Raw genomic sequence first — 22,627 nt, 5'->3', positions numbered from 1 at the left:
ATTCTTGAAAAGGAAAAAATAATACGCTGTAGCCTCCATGACAACAAGCTCTTTTTCGTTCATGGAGTCTAAAAGTACATCAATGTGTTTCCGGCAACTGTCTCCGCCACGGTTGCCCTCCGTATAGAAAAACTGGTCTACGGATATATCGAACAGCGTGACGAGCTTAAAAAACAGGTTGAAGCTGGGGTGCTGGCCTTTGTTCTCAATGTTCATAATGGTTTTGTCAGTCTTGCCGACCAATTCCGCAACATAGGCTTGCGTCCAGCCCTTTGCCTCTCTGGCCTGTTTCAGTGCCAGACCGAGCCCATGAAAGTCAAACCTTCTTTCATCTTGGTACATTTTCATATCACCCTATATCATTGTACATTTCGGGTTGAATTATGAAAATGAAGTGAAATTTGATATGAGGTGATATTTTATTTCCCGTCAGAGGGGAGGTTCGCCCTTGTCCTATTTCAGACCAGGAATTATAATAGAGACATCTGATAATTGATTTATAGATTATGTCGGAAAGGAAAACCGATTGGCAAGGAGCATAGACATGGAAAAAATTTTTAGTATTTTAATCATCGAAGATGACGTGCCACTCAACGACATGACAAAGCGACTTCTCACCCAACACGGCTATTATGTAACTTCTGCCTACTCGGGGAGCGAGGCGCTTCTGTTGATGGAGAAAGGCACTTTTGACTTAATTTTACTTGATCTGATGCTGCCCGGCATACCGGGAGAAACAGTATTGGAGAAGATAAAAAGTGCGATGGATATTCCGATTATCGGTGTGTCCGCTAAAACGGATATAGACAGCAAAGTGAACCTCATACGAAACGGCGCAGATGATTACATCACAAAGCCATTCGACAATCAAGAGCTGCTGGTTCGGATTGAAGCGGTGCTGCGGCGCTTTCAAAAATCCTCCGGCCTCAATAATGGCAAGACGCTTCATTTTAAGGACTTGTCCCTTGATACAGAAGCTATGGAGGCTAAAATCGGGAATACCCCCATTGCTTTGACACGGTATGAATATCTGATTTTACAGCTTTTGATGTCCGCACCCTCAAAAGTATTCACAAAGAACAATATCTTTGAAAGCGTGTGGAATGAAAATTTTATCGGGGACGATAACGCAATCAATGTCCACATTGGAAATCTCCGCAAGAAGTTTGCCAAAGTCAATCCAGAGGAAAAGTATATTCAGACGGTTTGGGGCCTCGGTTTCAAAATGCAGGGCTAATCCTTAGAGAAATCTTATAAAATTTGCACGCCGATCTGCTACAATAAGACGATGTGGAAAGGGGATGATTTTTTGGGGGCTGCTTTGGAAACATCCGGGTTGACCTATGTTTTCCCGGACGGAAACGGGATTAAAAATATCACATTTCAGGTAATGCGTGGAGAAATCTATGCACTGTATGGCGGTCATAACGCAGGAAAATCTGTACTGTTGCAGGCCATTATTGGCACACTCCGACCTCAATCTGGTACTCTCAAATTATTTGGCAATATAGACTATCAGCAGGAGCGCCGCCGGATTGGATTTGTACCCCAAAAATCTGTGACAATCGGCTCTCTGCCACCGGCTGATATGCTACACTATTTTTCTTCTGCTTTTGGAAGTACAGAAAGCCGTTTTTTAGATATATTGCATCTGAACCTGAAAGAAAAAAAGGCGGTGCGGCGATTGCCATTATCGACCCAGCGTTTAGTGAATTTAGCGGTTGCCCTTTTGGGAAATCCAGATATGATAATTCTGGACGACCCTTTTTCCGGGCTGGATAAGGGAGAATGTGAACACCTGCTTTCTGTTCTGACCTATCTGCATGAAATGAACCATACCACGCTTCTAATCTCTGGACAAGATTATACGCTGCTTTCCCGGCTTGCATCCCAATATGGCGTGATGGCAGATGGCAAGCTGCTTTGTGAGCTTACGGCTGGGGAATTGAAAGAGAGCTGCCAGCGGTGCATAAAGATAAGAACCCCGCAATTAGAACGGGCTATTACGATTTTAAGCCAGCGGTTCCCAGATTTTGAAGTGTTGGGCCATGACCTGATTAGAATTTTTCATTGCAATGAGCAATCCGGGGAAATCAATACGCTGCTGGTTCATTCCGGGATAGAGGTATCGGAAATCTGGCTTGCCGGTATGGAGCCGACCGACTATCTTTTGAAAATGACAGGAGGTGCAAAGAGTGATCCAGACGATACAAAGTGAGTTATTCCGTATCCGCAAAAATCGCCTGTTTTGGGCCTGCCTCGCACTGGCTGCTTTTTTTGTCTTTGCGCTTGCCCTGACATTTTATCATAATTCGGTAAATGGTATGCTTCCGGCTATATCACTGGTTTCGTTCACGGAGTTTCTATTTTCAGATTACAGCCTGATTTTTCCGTTGACGCTCTTTTTGTGCCTGTACTTTACAGAAGATTTTCATACCGGCACATACAGTATCGCACTTTCTAAAGGAACAAGCAGAGTACATCTATTTTTTGGAAAACTACTGGCCTCATGGATTGGCGTTTTGTTTTTTCTGTTTGTATGTTTTGGTGTTGCATATTTGTCCATTTTGATAATGGGAGCATCCCGGTATGACATAGACTATTCGTTTTCTGCAATCGGAGCCTTTCTTCTGCTTCAATGTCTGTGCTTTTTAGGGTACACCGCATTTCTCAATCTGCTAAGTTACCTGCTCCGGCATCGGCTAATTGTCACGATTGCCGCATTTTTTCTGCTGGGGGTTTTGTATCTATACCTCACAAAGATAAGCACAGCATTGGATATGGATTATTCGCTCTACAAGTATTGGGTGGTAGGGCTTTCCCATAGCTTGCAGATCAATACCTTTGGGGAGAATTTAATGCCCATTTTGATTACGCTGGTAGTATATTTGTTTTTACCGACAGCCGTTTCGTTCTCCTTGTTTCAAAGGCTGGATTTGCGCGGTTTGGAAAGGCGGTGATGGCCGCATGATTGTGTTATGTATCTTGCTGGCAATGCTTTCCCTGTTTTTGTTCCTGAAACTGATTTATCAGCGGAAACTGGTTCGGAAAATCAAAAAGCAGATTGATTTTTTGACAGACCGGGATACGCAAACAGAAATCATGGTGGAAAAAACGGATAGGCCAATACAGGATCTGGCTACAAGTATCAATCATCTTCTGAAAAAATATCGCAGCATGGGTCAGGAAATCGAACGGAGCGATACCCTGTTCCGGGATACTATCACCAGTCTGTCCCACGACTTGCGAACACCACTGGCAACAGCAAACGGCTATATCCAGCTCTTACAGGAACAGGATTTAACCGGGGATCAAAAAGAATATGTAATGATTGCGGAAGAAAGAATTTCCGCTGTAAAGCTGCTTCTCGACCAACTGTTTGAATTTGCAAGGATTGAGGCCGACGAGCTGAAATTGAATTGCAGGAATACAGATATACACAGTGTACTTCGGGATGTTGTCGCCTCATACTATGGCGATTTTGAACAGAAAAAATGCGTCCCCCATATCGTCATACCAAATTCACCGGCTATCATTTGGGGCGATCCAGATGCCTTGACCCGGATTTTCTCAAATGTGGTTTATAATGCGCTTGTTCACGGGGAGGGAAATTATCAGATCACCGCAGCGTTAGAAGAAGCTCAAACGGTCATAACCGTTAAAAATGCGTCGAGCAGTATTCAGCAGGAAGATATTCCCCATTTGTTTGACCGTTTTTACACCACCGACCAGTCACGGACAAAAAAGACAACCGGGCTGGGGCTGGCAATCGCTCAAAGACTTGTGACCCGTATGGGCGGGCAAATCTCGGCTTCTCTGCAAAACGGTATCTTTGCAATTCAAATCGTGTTTCCCATTGTCAATTTCTAAAGGGCTGCTTCGGCAGCTCTTTTTTCATCCTTAGACTTTCCTTAGACTTTTCTCAAACAAATCCTAAACCTCTTTGGTAAAGTATGAGCCATAGGAGGTACAAACAATGGTTAAAGTAGCTTTAGTAATTTCACTCATCGCCTTTGCGGTGTGCCTGCTCATGGCCTTGAATGGCATATTGAGCGATGGCCTAAAAGGGCTAAAACAGAGATCAAAGCCCATCGGGATTTCATTTTTGATTTATGCTGTGGCCTTTTTACTTTTCATCTTTTTTCAATAACGGAGGAATTTCATGCTGCAAATCAAAAATGTAAATCTGAATGTTGGAAATACTGCCTTGCTGTCCAACATCAACCTGACTTTAGAGCAAGGAAAAATCTATGGTGTTCTGGGGCCAAACGGGGCCGGTAAAACAACACTGTTTAAGTCCATGCTGGGCCTGACCGCCTTTTCGGGAGAAATCCTCTCAGATGGGCAACCCGTTTCCAGCAGATGTTTTGGAAGTTTGATTGAATACCCGGCTTTTTACCCCCGGCTCACCGTAGAGGAAAATTTGAAGCTCCACGCGCAGTATTTAGGTCTGAAACAGCCAAACATTGAAGCGGCGCTCAAACAAGTAAACCTGCTGGACGCCCGGAAAAAGCTGTTCTCTCAACTTTCTTTGGGGATGCGCCAACGGCTGGGAATTGCCCGCGCCTTTTTAGGCAATGTTCAATATTTGCTGCTGGACGAACCTACCAATGGCCTTGATCCGATGGGGATAAAGGAAATCCGGCTGCTTCTGAAAGAACGCCTGAAATCGCCCCAACACTGTATTTTGGTATCAAGCCATAATCTGACGGAGATTGCCGCCGTCACGGATGTTCTTATTTTCATTCGTGGCGGAAAAATCATCAAGATTGTAGAAAACGATTATAACGAAAAGGAACTGGAAGCACTGTATGAGGATATTATGACTTCCGGCCAGAGGGAGGAAGCATAATGGGAATGTTGATTAAAAACGAGTTTTACAAGTTGAAGCGGGAATGGTTTATGGTATTTCTTCTGCTGTTGTCGCTTCTTCCCATCATTACCGGCGGAGCAGGAGCAGTTTTTAACGACAGCACAAAATCGCTTGCTGACCTGTTCTTCTTTATGAATAACCAGTTTTCCATGTTCTTCCCAATGGTGATCTTCATTTTGATTGGTTCGCTGTTTTATCAGGAATACAAGAACAAAACTTACATCAACTGGATTACCTACGGTTTTTCAAAGAAGAAGCTCTTTCTATCGAAAGTCGCTGTCAGCATCGTTATCGGTATCGGCTTCGCGGCTGTCTTATTTATCGCATTTGGCCTGCTTGTGATGGTACTCAATGGAGCTGGCAGGTTGCCCGGAGGTATTTCCCTGTTCCTCAATCTGGCAATCGGGTTTGGAATTGAAGCTGGTGTTGTCGTTTTGATAACTACCTGTTTAGGGGCAATCGTTATCAACTTGAGCCGCAATATCATTGTAACAAGCGTTGTAGGGGTTATATATGGCTTTGCATCCTGCCTGTTTATCGGTTCAGAAAGTGGCTTTATCATTCCGGGCAGCTTCGCATATCGTGTGTCCATGTTCTTCTCGGATAAATCTACTTACTATGAAGCCCCTGTACCGGCCACCATCGGCGGATGTATCAGCATTGTACTTTGCCTTATCGTGATGTTTCTGGTTGGATTGATTGTCTTTTCCCATAAGAAAAAAATCGAAAATTAACTGCTGCCGGACGACGGCAAAAGAAAAAAAGCCGTCGTTCAGCAGTCTTTTCCCCTGCGCCTAATACACTACGACGGCTCATAAGGAGGCGTCAGGATGGAAAAGACCATCATTATTCGAATAACGAATCCAACAAAGGCACAAGATGCTTTGCTCCAGCGGCTCGTGCGAGCATTTCGGGCAGAACATATTGAGGTTCAAGAAAACACTGCTTTTACTTTATTATCTGGAAATCTACAAATCGACCCGCAACGCAGGCTGGTATGGCAGTCCGACCAGACGGTGGACCTGACCCCGATGGAGTTTGACATTCTGCTCCTGCTGGCCCGCCGGCCAGGGCAGGTGTTCTCCGCCCGCCAAATCTATGAGGCTGTCGCTACGGACTCTTTTGATGCCAGCTGGACCGGGATCTCCAGCATGATCTACAAGCTCCGGCGCAAGCTGGGGACTGGCATCATAGAAACAGTGCGGGGACACGGTTACAAATTCATCGTCCCAGGCACCTCACCAAAATGAAGCAAGCGCACAACGGATTTTTCTCCGCTGTGCGCTTCTTTTTGTGATTACTTTCTTTTCTCCATGATAAATTCACAATCCCATGATATACTTCGATTGGGTGATTACAAATGAAACGCATTTTAATTGTGGAAGACGAGCCGGATATTCAGGAGCTGCTGCGCGCCTACCTGGAGGATGCCGGCTACCAGACTGCCGTGGCTGGGGATGGCGTGGCAGCCCTGGCTCTGTTTGGCGGGCAGACCTTCGACCTGGTTCTATTGGACCTGATGCTCCCGAAAATCGACGGCTTTGGGGTCTGCGAGCTGATCCGCCAGCAGTCCCAGGTCCCTATTTTGATGCTCACCGCCCTGGATGGGGAAGAATCGCAGCTCCGGGGTTTCGGTATGGACATCGACGACTATGTGACCAAGCCCTTCTCCATGCCGGTGCTGCTGGAAAAGATCCGGGTCATCCTCCGCCGCCGTGGAACCGCCGGGGAGGACAGCCGCCTGCGGTACCGGGACCTGACTTTGGATCTGGACACGCGGGAGGCCCTGCTGGACGGCCGGCTCCTGGACCTGACCGCCCGGGAGTTTGAACTGCTCCACACCTTTCTGGCCGCGCCGGGCCGGGTGTTCACCCGGGAGATGCTACTGGCAAAACTATGGGGCTATGACTTCTATGGGGACGAACGGGTGGTGGACAGCCACATCAAAAACCTCCGCCACAAACTGGGGCGGAACTATATTGATACTGTAAGGGGGGTGGGCTACCGTGCTGCGAAAGAGGATCACTGAAAGCCTGACAGCCCGGATCTTTCTCATTACCGCCGGCGTCCTGCTCGCGGCCGGGGCGGTCACCTTCAGCTTTATCGCCTGGGCCTCCCCCAGCACCTATACCGCCGTAGTAAATGATGACCTTACCGCTCAGGTGGATGCCCTGGTGGGGAAACTGGCGGACACGACTCCTGCGGACTGTGGCGAGCTGCTGGATGACTTTGTGCTTACCTCCGGGGCCAACGCCATGCTGGTGGGGCCGGACGGGCGCCTGGTGGACACAGGGGCCAAGCTGACGGTGCAGGCTGTGTATGAGGATGATACCATGATTGTCACCACCTCAGAGCAGGAAAGCACCGTCGGTTATCACAGCCAGGACATCCGGGAAGGCGATACGGTAGCGGTCACCATGTCGGAGCAGGCTACCATTACCGCCGAGGTGGTGTTTGCAGGCCAGAACGAGAGCTATACCCTCTATGTCACCCCGCGGATCGAAGTGGAAAATCTGGCGGTGCGGGCGCTGATCCAGATAGCCCCCTGGCTTTTGATGGTGTTATTGGTATTTTCTCTGCTGTGCGCCTTGATTTACTCCCGATACATCACCCGGCCTATCGTGCGCATGAGCGGGATCGCCGGGAAAATGGCGGAGCTGGACTTCCACTGGGAATGCGGTGAAAAGCGCAAGGACGAGATCGGCAAGCTGGGCCGCAGTCTGGATCAGCTTGCCCGGCGGCTGGACACCGCTCTCACCGACCTGGAGAACGCCAATCGGGCGCTCCGGGGTGAGGTGGAACGGGAACGGGAGCTGGACCGCCAGCGGATGGCCTTCTTCAACGCCGCCTCCCATGAGCTGAAAACTCCGGTGACCATTCTGAAGGGGCAGCTCTCCGGCATGCTGGAGGGGGTTGGCGTCTATCAGGACCGGGACAAGTACCTGCTTCGCTCGCTCCGGGTAACGGGACGGATGGAAAATCTGGTGCAGGAGATGCTGGCGATCTCCCGTATGGAAAGCGGCTCTGTGGCTGTGAAGCGGGAGCCCGTGGAGCTGTCCGCCTTGATCGAGCGCCAGCTTGCCCTGGACGCACCTCTTCTGGAGCAGCGGAACCAGCGGCTGGTAAAGGATCTGACGCCGGGGATCGTTGTCATCGGGGACGCCTCTCTGCTGGGCCGGGTGGCAGGCAATCTGCTCTCTAACGCATCCCTCTACTCGCCGGAGGGGGCGGAGGTGCGGGTGTGGTGCGGCCTGCTGGACGGCCGCCCAGCTCTGACGGTGGAGAACACCGAGGCCCACATCTCGGAAAAAGCCCTGCCTCATCTGTTTGAGGCATTCTACCGGGAAGAAACCTCCCGGAACCGGGCTACAGGTGGCAGCGGCCTGGGGCTGTATCTGGTGAAAATGATTTTGGCCCGGCATGGAGCGGAATGTACCATCGAAAATACAGAGGACGGGGTGCGGGCTGCGGTGCGGTTTGAAACGGACGCTGTTTCTGGACTTGCCGCCGGGAATATGATAGGATAAGCATAGATGATCCAATGAAAGTGAGGGTGCCTGCGGAACAGACGATTTTGATTCACACCTGTGGCTACAAGGCAGATATCTGGAAAAAACATCTCATTTTTGGATTGCCGGAAAGGGCATCCTGCGCCCGGTTCATTGAGGAGGTGAACGAATGAAGCGCGGACTTGATGCGGCTCCATGCAAGGCTTGAGCTGGATGGCTTGTATGGAGCAAACGGAAATACCCCATCCCAATGGCCTTGCATGATGAAACGGGAAAACAATCATGCAAAGGAGTATTGAGATGAATTACAAAAAGGTTGATTTCAGCACCTGGCCGAGAGGCGATCTGTTTCAGTTTTATATGGACCACATGCGAGTGGTCATGAGCCTGACGGTGGACATGGATGTGACGCCGCTAGTCCGGTTCGTCAAGCAGCGCGGCATGAAGTTCTATCCGGCCATGATCTGGGTGGTATCCCGGGTGATCAACGCCCATGAGGAGTTCAAACTGGGCTGGGACCAGGATGGAAACCTGATCCGCTGGGACTTTGTTTCCCCCAGTTATGCCCACTTCCACCCGGAGGACGGGAACTTCACCAAGCTGGTTACGCCTTACATGGAGGACCTGCCGGCATTCCACGCCCGTTTTCTGGAGGACCGGGAAAAGTACCGGGAACTCCGGGGCGTGGTGGAAGGGCAGCCAACGAATCACTTCGATGTGTCCTGTCTGCCCTGGGTTCGCTACCGCCACTTCGATGTCCATGTGTTTGACCAGGGGGACTTTCTGGCCCCGGTGGTCACCTGGGGCAAGTACGAGGCGGAGGGCAGCAGGCTGGTCATACCGCTGACCATGAACATCCACCACGCGGTGGCGGACGGGTTCCACCTGTCCCGGTTCTTTACCGAGGTACAGGAACGGATGGACCGTATGGCCGCAGACAGTCCACAGGCTGAGGACGGAGGTGAACAGGTTTGAAACGCGCAATTTTATATGTCCACGGCAAAGGCGGCAGCGCCGGGGAGGCAGACCGCTTCCGGGCCGTCTGCCCCGGTTTCGACGTGCTGGGGGTGGACTACCGGGGGGAGCTTCCCTGGGAGGCGGCACCCCAGATCGCGGCCGCCTATGACGAGGCCCGCCGGCAGTATGAGCACATCATTCTCCTGGCCAACAGCATCGGGGCCTATTTCACCATGCTGGCCCTGGGGGATCAGGCGCCGGACAGGGCGCTGTTCGTGTCGCCGGTGCTGGACATGGAACGGCTGATCCTGGACATGATGGCCTGGGCCGGTGTGTCGGAGCAGGCGCTATGCGAACGGGGAGAGGTCCCCACAGACTTCGGGGAGACCCTGTCCTGGGCGTACCTGTGCTATGTGCGGGAGCATCCCATCGCTTGGCAGGTCCCCACGGAAATCCTCTATGCCGGGGGCGACCATCTGGTGTCCCGTCAGAGTGTGGAGCAGTTCGCGGCGGAGCACGGCGCCGGTCTCACCGTCCTGGAGGGCGGTGAGCACTGGTTCCACACAGAGGAACAGATGGCCTTACTGGATAGCTGGGTGAAAAAACATCTTTTATAGTGTTAGAACGGGGCAGGCCGGTGGCCTGCCCTGTTTTCTGCCTTTCTCCATACAAATCACAAATTCCCTCCATCTTCGCTCCATATTGCCCTGGTATTCTTTCCTCATCCCAAGCAGAAAGGAATCCAACAATATGGAAATCAAGATTCAAAATGTCAGTATGACCTACCCCAGTGGGAAGCAGGCCTTAAAGGGGCTGAACCTGGAGTTAAAATCCCCCAGCCTCATCGGGCTGCTGGGCCCCAACGGGGCGGGCAAATCCACCCTGATGAAGCTGCTGGTGGCGGCCCTGCAGCCCACCGGAGGGAACATCCTGCTGAACGGGGTGCCGCTGGCCAAGGTCGAGAGCCATCTGAAAGCCAGCCTCGGCTATCTCCCCCAGGACTTCGGTTTGTTCGATGAATTGACGGTCACCCAGTTTTTAGACTACATGGCCGCACTCAAGGGGATTGCGAATCCCAAGGCCGCGATCCAAAAGACAATCCAGGCGGTCAATCTGGAAGAAAAGGCAAAATCCAAGATCCGCACCCTCTCCGGCGGCCAGCGCCAGCGGGTAGGCATCGCCCAGGCCCTATTGGGGAATCCCCCCTTCCTGATCTTTGACGAGCCCACCGTGGGACTGGACCCGGAGGAGCGCATCCACTTCCGCAACCTGTTCTCCCGCACAGCCGAGGAGCATCTGGTGCTTCTCTCTACCCACATCATCGAGGATGTGCAGTCGGTGTGCGACCAGATCGTGGTCATCCACCACGGGACCATCCTGTTCACCGGCACGCCGGAGCAGTTGATCCAGTCGGCTGCCGGCCATGTGGGCATCTTTTGGGAGAAGGATGAGACGCTGGAGCAGGGGCTGCACATCACCGCCCGGGTGAACACCAGTCAGGGCATCCGCTGCCGGGCCGTGGCGGACAAGCTGCCGCCCTATGCCCAGGCGGAGGAGCCCTCTTTGGAGGATGCTTACCTCTATCTGATCTCCAGGGAGGCGGTACAATGAAGACAATGCGGCTCTTTCCCCTGGAACTGAAGCGGCTGCTGCAAAGCCGCCTGACCTGGCTGATGATGGCTTTGGCGGTCCTCTCCCCGGTGCTGGGGCTGGTACTCTACAAGCCCGCCACATCCACCACCATGCTCTCCATGTATCTGGCAAACCCCGCGATTGCCGGCGGTGTGGCCGGCGCCATCCTCTTCGGCCTGCTGACCATCTTTGAGCTGGACCGGGCCTGCCGCAGCCGGGTGGACATTCTCACCGACGCGGTGGTGTCCCCTCTGACCACAGCCCTGACCCGACTGCTGGCCCTGCTGACGGCCGCGGTGCTGACAGTGGGCCTCACGATGCTGGTCTGGCTGCCCATCAGCGCGGGGCTGATCGGCGCCGTGTTCACCGGCGCAAACTATGTGCTGGCCTATCTGCTGTTTATGGGGCTGGCGCTGCCCCTGGGCATCCTGGCGGCGGCCGCAGCCTACCAGTTCACCCGGCGGGCGGATCTGTCCATCGTCCTGTTTATCGCCTTCTGCGCCCTGAGCCTGACGGTGTGGGCAGCGGAATGGCAGTTATGCTGGCTCAACCCCTGCGTGTGGGCTTTGTCCGATGATTTCTCCAACCTCCGTGTGTTCCGGTCGGTGGCCTGGATGCGTTTCACCTGGCTCCTTGCACTGGCCGGGGTCTGGACAATCTCCTATCTCTGCATCCGGCAATATGGGAAGGGCGTGTTCGGCTCCCTGGCCCGGAGCGCCCGGCGGTTCTACCGCCCGGTGATCGCCCTGGCGCTGCTGATCTGTTCCGGCGCCGCCTATGCCGCCCAGCCCTTTATCGACCACAGCAACCCGGATTTAACGGTGATGTCCTTCTATGAGATCCCCTATGCAGAGGGCGTCACCTTTGTCCGCCGCACCGCCCAGGTGTTTCCGGACACCGATGCCGGCACCGTGACGGGCCGGGCCTCCTACCAGTTCCGGAACACCTCCGGCCAGGAGCAGAGCATCTCCTTCGGCATCAACCCTGGCTACGCCATCTCCAATGTGAAAGCCAACGGCGCTGATGTTCCCTTCACGGTAAGCGACTACCAGGAGTATAACGAGGCTCTGCTGGAAGTCACCATTCCCGCAGAGGAAGAAGTGGAGCTGACCATGGAGTACAGCGGCTTCCCCCAAGAGAGCCTGCCCACCATGCAGGGGGGCAAGGAGCTGAGTGACGAATACCTCTGCCTGGAGAACTCGGCCCTCTCGCCCCGTGTGATGAATGTCATGCCCGGTGATGCCGGCTATCCCGCTGAAATTGAGATCACTCTGCCGGAAAATATGCTGGCGATCCCCTTCGGCTCCAGCGAGGCGGAGGTCGTCGCGGAGCACGAGGACGGCACCAGAACATGGCGGTATGAACACAACGGCGCCGGCGGCATTCTCTACGCCGGGGACTATATCCGGGAGGACATCGAGGCCGGCGGCATGACCATTGAGTTCTACTACGGCCGCAAGCATCAGGCTGTCATGGAGGCTGCCGAAGCCGTGGACGCGGTGAAGGAAGTAGTTGACTACTGCACCGAGCATTATGGCTCCCTCTCCTTCGGAACCGGGGAGACCCTGAAGCTCATCCAGAGCCGGGTGGCCGGCGGCGGCTACGCCACCACCGGGGCCAGCCTGCTGGATGAGGCGGACTTTACCGCCGCCAACCTGGGGAACGCCGAAAAGGGCGGCGGCGCCGGTGAGGTCATGATCCACGAGCTGGTCCATCAGTGGTGGGGCCTGGGCAATATGTTTGATACCTCCGAGCCCACCAGCCCCTGGTCCGCCGAGGGCCTGACCGTCTACACCACCTACCGTATCGTCAAGGAACTATACGGCGAGGACTATGCCCAGGAGCATTATGTGGATCAGTGGCAGAAAGCGGTAGATGACTACTACCTGAACTTCTATGTGCGCAATCCTGAATATCTGGAGATGCTGCCGGAGCAGGTGCAGCTTGCCATCTCCAACAGTCTGTCTCAGGTTCGGCAGTACAATGAGATGCCCCTGAAAATTTGGAAAGCGGAGCAGTTGGTGGACGGCGAGGAGGCCATGGATCAGATCCTCCATGACCTGTTCAACCGGGAGCTGGACCCCATGTATCCCTATCTGACCTACCAGGAATTTTTGGATGCCTGCGGGCTAACGGAGGAGGATTTGAACCTTGCGTAAGATTTTTCGATATGAATGCCGCAGGCTGCTGTGGAACAAGTTTTTTATCGGGCTGGCGGTTGTGCTGCTTCTCTACGGGGCGCTGGTGCTCCATGCCGTGACCATCCTGGGGGTATCCCACACCGCCCCCTTCTCCCCCTGGAGCTTTGGGGATTATCTCTCCCGCATGCTGCCTTTGCTGTGGATCGGGATGCTGTTCTTTCTGACCTTTTATACCTCGCCCAAGGCCCGGCGGGCGGCGGTTCTCATGGACGCTACGCCGATGCCGTCCAGGCAATATGCTTTGGTCCGGTGCGCCGCGGCCCTGACGGGGGGCGTGTTGCTGAGTCTGCTGTGCATGGGCGAGGCGGCGGTGTTCTACGGCCGTATGTTCCACTGGTACGGCTGGGGGAGTCTTCTGCTCCCGGCTCTGGCGACCCTTCTGCCCGCCCTTGTGTTCGCACTGGGGAGCGGCTGGCTACTGGGGCAGATCCGGCCCTGGCTGGTGTATGTGTGGATGGCGGTACCCTTCCTGTGTATGGCCTTGCCGTTGCCCGACGCCCTGGGAATCTGGAACGGACATTTTTTCAGCAGGTACCCTCTAGCACTTGGTACTTTGGACCCCGCCTTCTTTATGCCGGCCGCAGTTCTGATCGTTCAGTGCATACTGTTGGCCGCGGGCATCGTCCTGTTGATGGTTCGCCCCGCACGATCCAAAAGATAATAAGCGGGCGAAGTTTGAATGACTGGAGGTGAGCTGCTTGGGAAGTTTATAATTCTATCGTTTAGGGACGATGAAGAAGCCCTTTTTAGCAAAGCAATATCGGCCTTTGCTTCAGTCGCAGACTTGTCCACAGTGGCCGCCTCCGCAGACGCACTGCTGCTCTTTGGCTCGTTGCAAATCGACCCGCATCGCAGGCTGGTATGGAAGTCCGGCCAGGCGGTGGAGCTGACGCCGATGGAGTTTGATATTCTGCTTCTGCTGGCCCGCCGGCCAGGGCAGGTGTTCACTGCCCGCCAGATCTATGAAGCCGTCGCCGCGGACTCCTACGATGCCAGCTGGACGGGTATCTCCAGCATGGTCTACAAGCTCCGCCGCAAGCTGGGGGCTGGTATCATCGAAACCGTTCGGGGCCACGGCTACAAATTCGTCGCCCCAGACACCTCACCAAAATAAGACAAGCGCACAACGGATCTTCTTCCGCTGTGCGCTTCTTCTATTCCTCACGCCGGTAATGCGGCTCCGGCACATAGGGCTCCTTCTGGTATTTGCGATATTTTTCCGGTACTTCGGCAGGCTCCTCCAGGCTTTCCGCACTGTAATCAATCGGCTCATCACAAACAGCGTCCAGCAAAATGCGCTCCAAATGCTCAAATTCTGAAAACTGATCCAGAGAGGCCATCACAAAGGAATCGCGGACATAGCCGGCACTGGCAGCCATCAGCTCCTGATCCATAAAGTATCCATGATGCTCCACAAAAAATGTCATCATCATTATAACCGTTCGGGTATTGCCCTCCCGGAAAGGATGCACCTGCCAGATTGGCGGAAAGAGGCTGGTAAGCTGATGAACAAATTGTTCCCGGCTGATACCATCCCAGCGAGTATTTCCCAGCCGCCGAAAAGCCTCGTCGAGATCTTCCTCTATCCTGTCGTCGTTGCTGTACCAAACGCTTCGGCCTGCCAGCAGCTTCTCCCGCTTCTCGATATTGATGATGCGGTACTGGCCGGCCCATTCGTAAATGTCGCCAAATAGGGTCCGATGGATCTCCCGCAGGCCATTTGGAGAAAAGTCCTGAAAGCCCTGTTCGTATAACAGCATCATATTGGCTCTGGATTGCTCAGCCTCGATGCGATCCAGTGTTTGCTCATTTTTGATGCCCAGCTTGTTTTTCAAGACAGGCACATCTTCATACAGGTACGGGTCAGACACGGCTCTGGCGCTCCTGCTCCGCGATCCGGCGATGATGTGCCAGCAAAGCCTGCTTCATCTGTTCGCCCGTCAGCTCACCGCGGGCCCAGCTGGCAGACAGCGACCGTGCATAGCTGGAAATCGGCGCGCCCTCAATGGCGTTGATCGCGTCGGCCGTCTTGACCGCTGCAATCCGTTTCTTTTCCAATGGACTCATCGCGCCTTCACCCCCTTCATTGATTTTAGTATAACACAGAACAGGCCTGTTTCCAATAGGCCAGGCTAATGCAAATCTTGCTGAATTAGCAGCGGGTCTCAATGGTTTCCTGCTCGGTGGTGCCGCCGGTGGACGGTTGGTACTCAATTTTGAAAGTTTGGATCAGAGTGGCTCGATGAGTATAAAAGCATAACGCTTTTTTGCTATTTCTCTTGATGATTTTTTCCATAATCAATCAATGTACCTATAACAATTCCAATCAACATTCCAATACCCGCACAAATAGGAATAGCAAAAAGATTTTGCAGAAACGCCCATCCCAATACACCCATGCAACCACCGACAATAAATCCTGTTAATAAGCCAATAGTTAAGTATCTATTGTTTTTCATATTGCTATATCCCCCTAAATTGAGCTTTGTCGTTGGCTTCATTATACTATGACCGGCTACCTTTGGGAATAGATGAATTGTAAACTTGCTGAACGGGAACAGCTTGCAGCGCAAGGTGTTCCCGGGCGGCAAGTCAATTTTTAAGCCCACGGGAAAGACCCTGAGACAGCGATCTCAGGGCCTTTCTCATAGACTTAAATCCGGAACAGGTCAATCGCCCGCATCAGCGTGATGCACAGCTCCTGGTACAGATCCTCGTCCAGTCTGCCGTTGATCACGGCATACTTGAGCAGCAGGGGCCGGTACATGAGTAAAATGCTTGTGATGGCCTCATGGTCACCGTCCTTGGCTCGCCGCAGCATCTGTTCAAATGTCATATCCGTTCACCCCCTCGATGCTCTTCTTCAACTTCCGAATGGCCCGGTAATACACCGCAGCCGCGCCCTTATACGACAATCCCAGCTGCACGCCGATCACATCGAATGGGCGCTTGTCCAGCACACGGGCAAGGAACACATACCGTTCCCGCTCGTCCAGCTGTTTCAAGGCATACAGGAGCGCACCGCTCTCAATTTTCTCCCAGAGGGGCAGCCGCTCCATCACTTCCTGCTCCAGCGTCTGGCTCACGGCAAAGATCGTATCCGTCAAGGTCTCCTGATTGCTGTACGCATAAAGGGCCTTCAGATAATCCCGCTGGGTTCGTCTGACTGCCTGGATTAAGTAACCTGTAAACTTGATTTGCAGTTCTTCCTCTGCTCGTCCATTATTTCGTTGCCACATGGCCTTATCCTCCAAATAGTTCAAGAATTTTAAGGGAATTCTTGAACCTTTGGCGGAGACCGACACCGAACTAACGGGCGTCTTGCCTTGCCATATAAAGAAACGCGGCCGGCCGCACACCGCAAAGGTGAGCTGCCGGCCGAGTGATACACATAAAGAAGTCCGTCATGACTTCCGGCGCCCGCAGGAGGAGGCTTATCGCTCGATTTGCGATGTTCCCGCCTACTCCCGTGAAAAGGGCGGCGGAAGAACCGTATTGTAAAGTAAGCTGTGTGTCGAAATGTAAGCAGATGGACGAACCTCTTTATGTGCATGATCCATCTTTCCATCATGCACTTCTGGCTCCCTGCCATCTGGACCATACTTTGCACACGAGCCCGCCGCTGCTACCAGCAGGCGGCGGACCTGCCAATCATCTTAGGTGCAGTGTTGTTCCAAAAACTTTGTTGCTTTTTGTCGGAATATATAAGAAAAGGCGGCCTCATTCTCTCTGGAATAAGACCGCCTGTTGTAACTTGAAATTACCTCTGCTGTTTTGATTTCTCCGTCTCATAGACATCCCTCCCGTTCTTTCTATCTGTTTATGGTTTCAAAACGCCATATTAAGTGTAAATGTCAAAGATCGCTGGATTTTGACTGAACGACAATTTTTCCCATCAGGCGGTTATTTTCATCAAAATCTTGCAGCTTCAACACAGAGAAAAAGGGCGGGCAAAGATCTGTTTTCTCTGCCCGCTCCTTCTAAACAAGATTTATCCCTGATGCTTGACCTTCAAGTGCTGAAAGCTGTCCTCGCTGATGGCGTGCTCCATCCGGCAGGCGTCGGCCTCTGCTGTCTCCTGATCCACGCCGGCTTCTATGAGCATTTCCGTAAAAAAGCAGTGTTTCTCATAGGTTCGCTCAGCCACCTCGCGGCCCACATCGGTCAGACGAATGAAGCCGTCCTCATCCCGTTCAACAAATCCGCCGGCCTGCAGCGTTGTAATGGCATGGGTGATGCTCGGTTTGGTGAATCCCATGTGCCGGGCCACATCTACGGAGCGTACCATACCGAGTTTCTTTTGGAGAACAAGGATGGTTTCCAGGTAGTCCTCCCCGGACGGAGTTATTACGGGCTTCATAAACTCTTTGCGCTCCTTTGCCTGTTTTTGTTGCAATTCTTCCCATGCTTCACGAATAATCAAAGAAAACACCTTGGCACGCCCCCTTTCAAGAATAATAGGTTCTGATGTTTATGCAAAAGAAATCACTTTAGTTTCCAGCCACTTGCCAGTTCACGCTGTTTCCAAAAACGACTATAAATTCCATCTTGAGAAATCAGTTCTGCGTGCGTTCCTTTTTGCGCCACTTTGCCATCCGATATAACGACAATCTGATCGGCATTTTTTACTGTTGATAAGCGATGTGCAATGGAAATCAGTGTTTTTCCCTTTGTAAGCTGTTCAATCGCTGCCAACAGTTCATGTTCATTCTCCGGGTCAACGCTGGATGTTGCTTCATCCAGGATAATGATTGGAGCATCTTTCAAAATGGCTCTCGCTATGGAAATACGCTGCTTTTCACCGCCAGACAAAGTAGAGCCACCTTCACCCACCTTTGTGTTATATCCTTCGGGCAAAGATACGATAAAGTCATGGCATTGAGCCTTTTTTGCTGCCTCCACGATTTGCTCATGGCTTGCATCAGGATTGCCAAAGCGAATATTATTCTCAATGGTATCATTGAAAAGGTAGACGCTTTGAAAGACCATGCTGATATATTGCATAAGGCTATCAGCAGTGTAATTTTTTACATCCTGCCCGTCCACAAGAACCTGACCTTCTTGAACATCCCAAAAGCGGGCAATCAGGTTGCAAAGGGTTGTTTTACCTGATCCAGATGGCCCCACAATCGCGCAGGTAGTTCCCTGTGGGATAAGCAGAGAAACATGGTCGATTATTTTTCGGGACTTTTCATATCCGAAAGATACATCCCGAAGCTCAATATCAAACCGTTTCGGGACAAGTTTATTTGATGTTGTGTCCATCTGCGGGATGTTAGTAACTTCTTCAAGGCGGTTTAAGCCAGCGGTGACGACACGGGAAAGAAACGCACCATTTCCCATCTGCTCCATTTCGGAAAAAATGATAAAGGCGCTGACAATCACCATGAGGCACCACGGCAACGATAAACTTCCCGCCAGATACAAAAGAACGGCGGCTAACATCAAAACACTGCCGGTTATCTTGTAAACAGCAGAGTACCATTTCATCAAAGCCATAGAAGCGTGTTCCTGTGCAAGATCAGCTTCTTTCTTTTTGCGAAAAGAGGCATAAACGGCATTTTCGCTACCATCCGCTTGGGAAAAGGCACGAAGCACCGCAATTCCCCGGATATATTCCAACGCCTGAGTCGTCATATCTTCTTGCGCCGCCAATACTTTCGGCGCGTGTTCCCTTGCAACTTGTCCAATAGCATGAAGAATTAAGATGCCGACAATGGAACCTGCAAGGGTGATTACTGCAAAAACAGGAACGGAAAATAGAAAGAAAACGATCATTACCAGCGCCATCAACGCTCCGCTGGTCAGATCAGTGACCGCCATCATGGAATATTGTTCCAACTCCGTTACTGTCGTTGTAAGTACATTCTGAATACTTCCCAAACGCTGCTCAGAAAAATATCCCATAGGTGCTTTTCGCATGAGGGAGCCGACATGAAGTCTGTAATCACGGAATATATCAAAGCCTTTAGCACTCATGGAAATATCCATAAGCCACTGAAAAAAGAAACGGCCCAGCACACTGATACACAAGACAGCAAAAGCTTTCCAGATTACATCCATTGTCAGGCTGTCCAGATCAGAGGCAACAATATAAACCGCCCATAAAACCATTGCCATACATACGCTTTTCAGGAAATTAAAGAGGATGCCCAGCAAGATTTTTGATTTATGCTTTCCCGCCAGATTGAGTATTCTTTTAATCATAGCAACCATTGCCTATCCCTCCTTCTTTTCCAGATTTGATGCTCCGACATACTGCTGCCACATTCGATGATACAGTGGACACTGTTCCAGTAATTCTTTCTGTGTTCCTCTGGCAATAATATTTCCCTTATCAACGACAAGAATTTGCTCCGCATTTTGAATAGTAGAAAGCCTGTGGGCGACAACCACAAGAGTTTTGCCGTGAACAAGACGCCCAACAGCCTCTTGGATTTGAGCCTCGCTTTCGGGATCAGCGTAGGCAGTTGCCTCGTCCAAAATGATAAGGTTTGACTGTTTCAGCATAGCCCTTGCAATCGTAATGCGCTGGCGTTCGCCCCCTGAAAGCCGATCTCCCGCATCACCGGCAAAGGTATCATACCCTTGCGGCAATTTCATAATAAAGTCATGGCAGTTTGCGGCTTTGGCCGCAGCCTCTACTTCCTGATCAGACGCTTGTGGGTTTCCCATGCGAATATTCTCTCGAATAGACTTATTAAACAAAAAGTTATCCTGCGCCACATAGCTGATTTCCTGCATCAGCTGATCGAATGGAATGTCTTTTATGTCCTTTCCACCATAACGAACGATACCGGAAGTCGCATCCCAAAATCCAGCCATCAGCTTTGCAATCGTTGATTTGCCAGAGCCGGAAGCCCCAACGATAGCGGTCATAGTTCCTGGTTTTGTCTGGAAAGATATGCCATGAAGCACTTCTTTGGTATCGTTATAGGAAAACGAAACATTCTCAAAAGAATATGCACTTCCGTCAAATTCAACTTTCGCATCCGGCCGTTTTTGTTCCGGCGTTGCGAGGAAATCTTTGACGGGCTTCAGATTGGCGGTAATCGTTGTCAGCATTTCACCGGCACTTGCCAGCTTCATCAAAGGCGCAATCGCACCAATGGGGATGATAATGCACGCAACAAGGATCGGAAGTGAAATCTGCTGGTTCATATAGAGGTATGCACCAATGGGCAGACTTCCCAGCATTGTCGATGGAAGAATTGCTTTTACCGCAGCCATCCAAAACCAGCATTGCCGCCACCAATCAAGCGTACTGTCATGGAAAAAGTTCACTGAATTAGAAAACTTGCCAAAAGATGCTCCTGTACGGCTAAAGGCTTTTATGACCTGGATGCCTCCAACATATTCAACCAGCGCTGCGTTCATTTCGTTTCCGCTACGCAGATAGGTTTCCATTTTCTCACCATATCCGCGAAGCATCCCGAAAATAAAAGGGATGCAAAGAGGAATTGTAATGAGTGACGCCAATCCCATGCGCCAGTCCAACGCAAACAACAAAACAATGCAGGCTGCCGGAGCTGCGATATTTGAAGGGATTTCGGGGATAAAATGCGCTATCGCATCTTCTAATTTTGCAACATTATCTACGATGAGATTTTTATATACGCCGGATGGCGTTTCCAGCATGACACCCATTGGAACCTTTCGCATTTTTTCTGCAATCGCACACCGAATATTGCACAAAATGGTAAATGCAATCTTATGGCTGCGGCTGGATGCAACAATACCGAGCAGAGTTTTGAGGATGATACCTGCTGCGGCAATTCCGGCCCAAATCAGTGTACTATGTATCGTTGCTGTACCTGCGAAAACTTCGTTGGCAAGCATGGCGGCGGTCAAATAGGGGAGCATACCAAATAACTCTGACAGAACTGTCAAAATTACAGACAGCGACATCTTTCCCTTGGCATCGCCGGAAAACTCAAAAAGAGTTTTTATTGGATTATCTTCTTTCTGCTTCATAAAGCCCCTCCTTCCTCAGAACCGAAAAATTGTTGAACACGCTGTCCGTTCTGTGTATCAAACGGCCCATACCATTTCACAGTCCCATCCTCAATAAAAATGAAATAGTCACAGCATTCTGCAATCAATTCCGGGTCATGGGTAATAATCAGCGATGTTTTCCCTATGGCGCTTAATTTCTTGAGGCAATTTGAAACCTCCAACATATGCCGATAGTCCAAACCGCTTGTCGGTTCATCAAAAACCATAATTTCTTTTTTTGATGCAATGGCACTTCCAATCGCCACGCGCTGTTTTTGTCCGCCAGATAACGAAAGGGGATGGATACTTTTTAATGCAATTAAATCCATATCATGCAGGATCTCATCAACTATTTTTTCACGCTGAGCATCGTCCGTATGTTCCACGCTTATGGAAATTTCATCTTCAACGCTTTCTGTAAAAAGCTGATGATTGACATCCTGCATAACCAGATAGCATATTTTCAGCCGCTGCCGGTTGCTGTATGTTCTACTTCCGAACGAGAATAAACCTCTTGCCCGTTTCTCAAGCCCGCACAGGCAACGGGCAAAAGTCGTTTTTCCAGCTCCATTTTCCCCGATAATTCCAACAATCGCACCTTTCGGAATAGATAAGGCCGGTATTTCAATCCCAACGCCATCCTTGTAATGAAACGATAAATCTTTCACAGAATAGCAGTCCGAACTATGCGGTGTTCTGGCATTGGAGCCAAAAGACACTGGCGATATGGATCGTAGCCCACGGCGTTTGATTTCATCTGCTGACAGGCTCCAGAATGTATCAGCGGGCATATCTTCTTTGATTTCTCCATCGTTCATATAAACAACCCGATCTGCCACACCCTTCAAATAACTAAGCCGATGTTCAGCAACAATAACGGTCTTTCCCTGGGCTTTCCATCGCATGATAATATCTTTCAGCATCCAGATTGAGCGCCAGTCCAAATTAGAAGTGGGTTCATCCAAAACAAAAATGTCCGGCATGGGAATGGAAACTGAGGCACAGGCTATCTTTTGCTTTTCACCGCCAGACAGATGGAATAGATTTCGCCCAACAAGTTCTCCAATTCCAAATTCATTGATTGCGTTTTCTAAATACTGGCTGATTTGCTCAACAGGTACAGCCAGATTTTCACATCGAAAAATCAGTTCACTGGTAGAGTCAATATTAAAAAATTGTGTGCGCGGGTTTTGAAAAACAGAGCCAACCTTGCGGGCTACCTTATGGATCGGCTGCTTCGAGATGTTTTCTCCATTAAGCAGGACTTCACCAGTGAGCTGCCCCTCATAAAAGCTGGGAATAAGGCCATTCAATAGCCGTGTGATTGTTGTTTTTCCGCACCCTGATCCTCCACATATAAGGACAACTTCTCCATCGTGAATAGATAGATTTACATTCGTAAGAGAATTGTCCTGTTCGCTGTCCTTATAGCGGAAGGACACATTTTTCAGTTCGATCAT

General features: G+C 51.1%; 25 protein-coding genes and 1 pseudogene. 16 read left to right on the top strand and 10 right to left on the bottom strand.

The window, feature by feature from the left end; translation table 11 throughout:
- Positions 1 to 24: 24 nt before the first annotated feature.
- Positions 25 to 348 (bottom strand): annotated as a pseudogene (locus B5E42_RS00425) (helix-turn-helix transcriptional regulator); the annotation flags it as partial.
- A 196-nt stretch (positions 349 to 544) separates the two neighbouring features.
- Here B5E42_RS00425 and B5E42_RS00420 point away from each other — a divergent pair.
- From B5E42_RS00420 to B5E42_RS00345, 16 genes are all read left to right on the top strand, one after another.
- Entirely contained in the window at positions 545 to 1,237 is a 693-nt protein-coding gene (locus B5E42_RS00420) for a response regulator transcription factor (protein ID WP_058963734.1), read from the top strand.
- 99 nt (positions 1,238 to 1,336) lie between these two features.
- Positions 1,337 to 2,218: an ABC transporter ATP-binding protein gene (locus B5E42_RS00415; protein ID WP_242966963.1), complete on the top strand. Its 882-nt coding sequence runs from the start codon at positions 1,337 to 1,339 to the stop codon at positions 2,216 to 2,218.
- Complete coding sequence (locus B5E42_RS00410) at positions 2,196 to 2,960, top strand: ABC transporter permease (protein ID WP_058963735.1); 765 nt, start codon at positions 2,196 to 2,198, stop codon at positions 2,958 to 2,960. The genes B5E42_RS00415 and B5E42_RS00410 overlap by 23 nt, the downstream gene beginning before the upstream one ends.
- Positions 2,961 to 2,967: 7 nt before the next feature.
- Positions 2,968 to 3,870, top strand: coding sequence for a HAMP domain-containing sensor histidine kinase (locus B5E42_RS00405; RefSeq protein WP_058963736.1), 903 nt, complete (start codon positions 2,968 to 2,970; stop codon positions 3,868 to 3,870).
- A 106-nt stretch (positions 3,871 to 3,976) separates the two neighbouring features.
- The gene (locus B5E42_RS00400; RefSeq protein WP_058963737.1) at positions 3,977 to 4,150 is read left to right on the top strand and encodes a hypothetical protein; all 174 of its coding nucleotides are present in this window, start codon (positions 3,977 to 3,979) and stop codon (positions 4,148 to 4,150) included.
- 12 nt (positions 4,151 to 4,162) lie between these two features.
- Positions 4,163 to 4,852: an ATP-binding cassette domain-containing protein gene (locus B5E42_RS00395; RefSeq protein ID WP_058963738.1), complete on the top strand. Its 690-nt coding sequence runs from the start codon at positions 4,163 to 4,165 to the stop codon at positions 4,850 to 4,852.
- Positions 4,852 to 5,607, top strand: a complete 756-nt coding sequence (locus B5E42_RS00390) for an ABC transporter permease (RefSeq protein WP_058963739.1) — start codon at positions 4,852 to 4,854, stop codon at positions 5,605 to 5,607. Before B5E42_RS00395 ends, B5E42_RS00390 begins: the two co-directional genes overlap by 1 nt.
- 96 nt (positions 5,608 to 5,703) lie before the next feature.
- Entirely contained in the window at positions 5,704 to 6,123 is a 420-nt protein-coding gene (locus B5E42_RS00385) for a winged helix-turn-helix domain-containing protein (protein WP_058963740.1), read from the top strand.
- A gap of 110 nt (positions 6,124 to 6,233) precedes the next feature.
- Complete coding sequence (locus tag B5E42_RS00380; RefSeq protein ID WP_058963741.1) at positions 6,234 to 6,902, top strand: response regulator transcription factor; 669 nt, start codon at positions 6,234 to 6,236, stop codon at positions 6,900 to 6,902.
- Positions 6,880 to 8,400 (top strand): HAMP domain-containing sensor histidine kinase, encoded by a 1,521-nt coding sequence (locus B5E42_RS00375; protein ID WP_077138511.1) that lies wholly within the window; start codon positions 6,880 to 6,882, stop codon positions 8,398 to 8,400. The genes B5E42_RS00380 and B5E42_RS00375 overlap by 23 nt, the downstream gene beginning before the upstream one ends.
- A gap of 282 nt (positions 8,401 to 8,682) precedes the next feature.
- Positions 8,683 to 9,357: a CatA-like O-acetyltransferase gene (locus B5E42_RS00370; RefSeq protein ID WP_077138512.1), complete on the top strand. Its 675-nt coding sequence runs from the start codon at positions 8,683 to 8,685 to the stop codon at positions 9,355 to 9,357.
- Positions 9,354 to 9,956 carry an alpha/beta hydrolase gene (locus B5E42_RS00365; RefSeq protein ID WP_058963742.1) on the top strand — a complete coding sequence of 201 codons (603 nt, stop codon included), beginning with the start codon at positions 9,354 to 9,356 and terminating at the stop codon, positions 9,954 to 9,956. Before B5E42_RS00370 ends, B5E42_RS00365 begins: the two co-directional genes overlap by 4 nt.
- Positions 9,957 to 10,089: 133 nt before the next feature.
- Complete coding sequence (locus B5E42_RS00360) at positions 10,090 to 10,950, top strand: ATP-binding cassette domain-containing protein (protein WP_058963743.1); 861 nt, start codon at positions 10,090 to 10,092, stop codon at positions 10,948 to 10,950.
- Positions 10,947 to 13,130: a hypothetical protein gene (locus B5E42_RS00355; RefSeq protein WP_087235891.1), complete on the top strand. Its 2,184-nt coding sequence runs from the start codon at positions 10,947 to 10,949 to the stop codon at positions 13,128 to 13,130. The genes B5E42_RS00360 and B5E42_RS00355 overlap by 4 nt, the downstream gene beginning before the upstream one ends.
- The gene (locus B5E42_RS00350) at positions 13,123 to 13,833 is read left to right on the top strand and encodes a hypothetical protein (protein ID WP_058963746.1); all 711 of its coding nucleotides are present in this window, start codon (positions 13,123 to 13,125) and stop codon (positions 13,831 to 13,833) included. The genes B5E42_RS00355 and B5E42_RS00350 overlap by 8 nt, the downstream gene beginning before the upstream one ends.
- Before the next feature lie 18 nt (positions 13,834 to 13,851).
- On the top strand, positions 13,852 to 14,286 hold the full coding sequence (locus B5E42_RS00345; protein WP_087235889.1) for a winged helix-turn-helix domain-containing protein: 435 nt from the start codon (positions 13,852 to 13,854) through the stop codon (positions 14,284 to 14,286).
- Positions 14,287 to 14,326: 40 nt separating this feature from the next.
- Here B5E42_RS00345 and B5E42_RS00340 read toward each other — a convergent pair whose 3' ends face one another.
- From B5E42_RS00340 to B5E42_RS00300, 9 genes are all read right to left on the bottom strand, one after another.
- A complete protein-coding gene (locus tag B5E42_RS00340) occupies positions 14,327 to 15,043 on the bottom strand; it encodes a Fic family protein (RefSeq protein ID WP_087235887.1) in 717 nt (238 codons plus the stop codon).
- The gene (locus B5E42_RS00335) at positions 15,036 to 15,239 is read right to left on the bottom strand and encodes an antitoxin VbhA family protein (protein ID WP_006573901.1); all 204 of its coding nucleotides are present in this window, start codon (positions 15,237 to 15,239) and stop codon (positions 15,036 to 15,038) included. Before B5E42_RS00335 ends, B5E42_RS00340 begins: the two co-directional genes overlap by 8 nt.
- 203 nt (positions 15,240 to 15,442) lie before the next feature.
- Entirely contained in the window at positions 15,443 to 15,631 is a 189-nt protein-coding gene (locus B5E42_RS00330) for a hypothetical protein (RefSeq protein WP_087221920.1), read from the bottom strand.
- A gap of 194 nt (positions 15,632 to 15,825) precedes the next feature.
- Entirely contained in the window at positions 15,826 to 16,008 is a 183-nt protein-coding gene (locus B5E42_RS00325) for a helix-turn-helix domain-containing protein (RefSeq protein ID WP_006573903.1), read from the bottom strand.
- Positions 15,998 to 16,411, bottom strand: coding sequence for a sigma-70 family RNA polymerase sigma factor (locus B5E42_RS00320; RefSeq protein ID WP_242962714.1), 414 nt, complete (start codon positions 16,409 to 16,411; stop codon positions 15,998 to 16,000). Before B5E42_RS00320 ends, B5E42_RS00325 begins: the two co-directional genes overlap by 11 nt.
- 752 nt (positions 16,412 to 17,163) lie before the next feature.
- Entirely contained in the window at positions 17,164 to 17,532 is a 369-nt protein-coding gene (locus B5E42_RS00315) for a metal-dependent transcriptional regulator (RefSeq protein WP_087236623.1), read from the bottom strand.
- 125 nt (positions 17,533 to 17,657) lie between these two features.
- Positions 17,658 to 19,388, bottom strand: a complete 1,731-nt coding sequence (locus B5E42_RS00310; RefSeq protein WP_087235883.1) for an ABC transporter ATP-binding protein — start codon at positions 19,386 to 19,388, stop codon at positions 17,658 to 17,660.
- Positions 19,389 to 19,391: 3 nt separating this feature from the next.
- The gene (locus tag B5E42_RS00305) at positions 19,392 to 21,146 is read right to left on the bottom strand and encodes an ABC transporter ATP-binding protein (RefSeq protein WP_087235881.1); all 1,755 of its coding nucleotides are present in this window, start codon (positions 21,144 to 21,146) and stop codon (positions 19,392 to 19,394) included.
- On the bottom strand, positions 21,143 to 22,627 hold the full coding sequence (locus B5E42_RS00300; RefSeq protein WP_087235879.1) for an energy-coupling factor ABC transporter ATP-binding protein: 1,485 nt from the start codon (positions 22,625 to 22,627) through the stop codon (positions 21,143 to 21,145). The genes B5E42_RS00305 and B5E42_RS00300 overlap by 4 nt, the downstream gene beginning before the upstream one ends.

It is taken from the genome of Flavonifractor sp. An10, from assembly GCF_002161215.1.
Classification (GTDB): Bacteria; Bacillota; Clostridia; order Oscillospirales; family Oscillospiraceae; genus Flavonifractor; species Flavonifractor avistercoris.
Note: the sequence above shows the minus strand (reverse complement) of the source record. Positions and strands in the feature narration are given on the sequence as shown.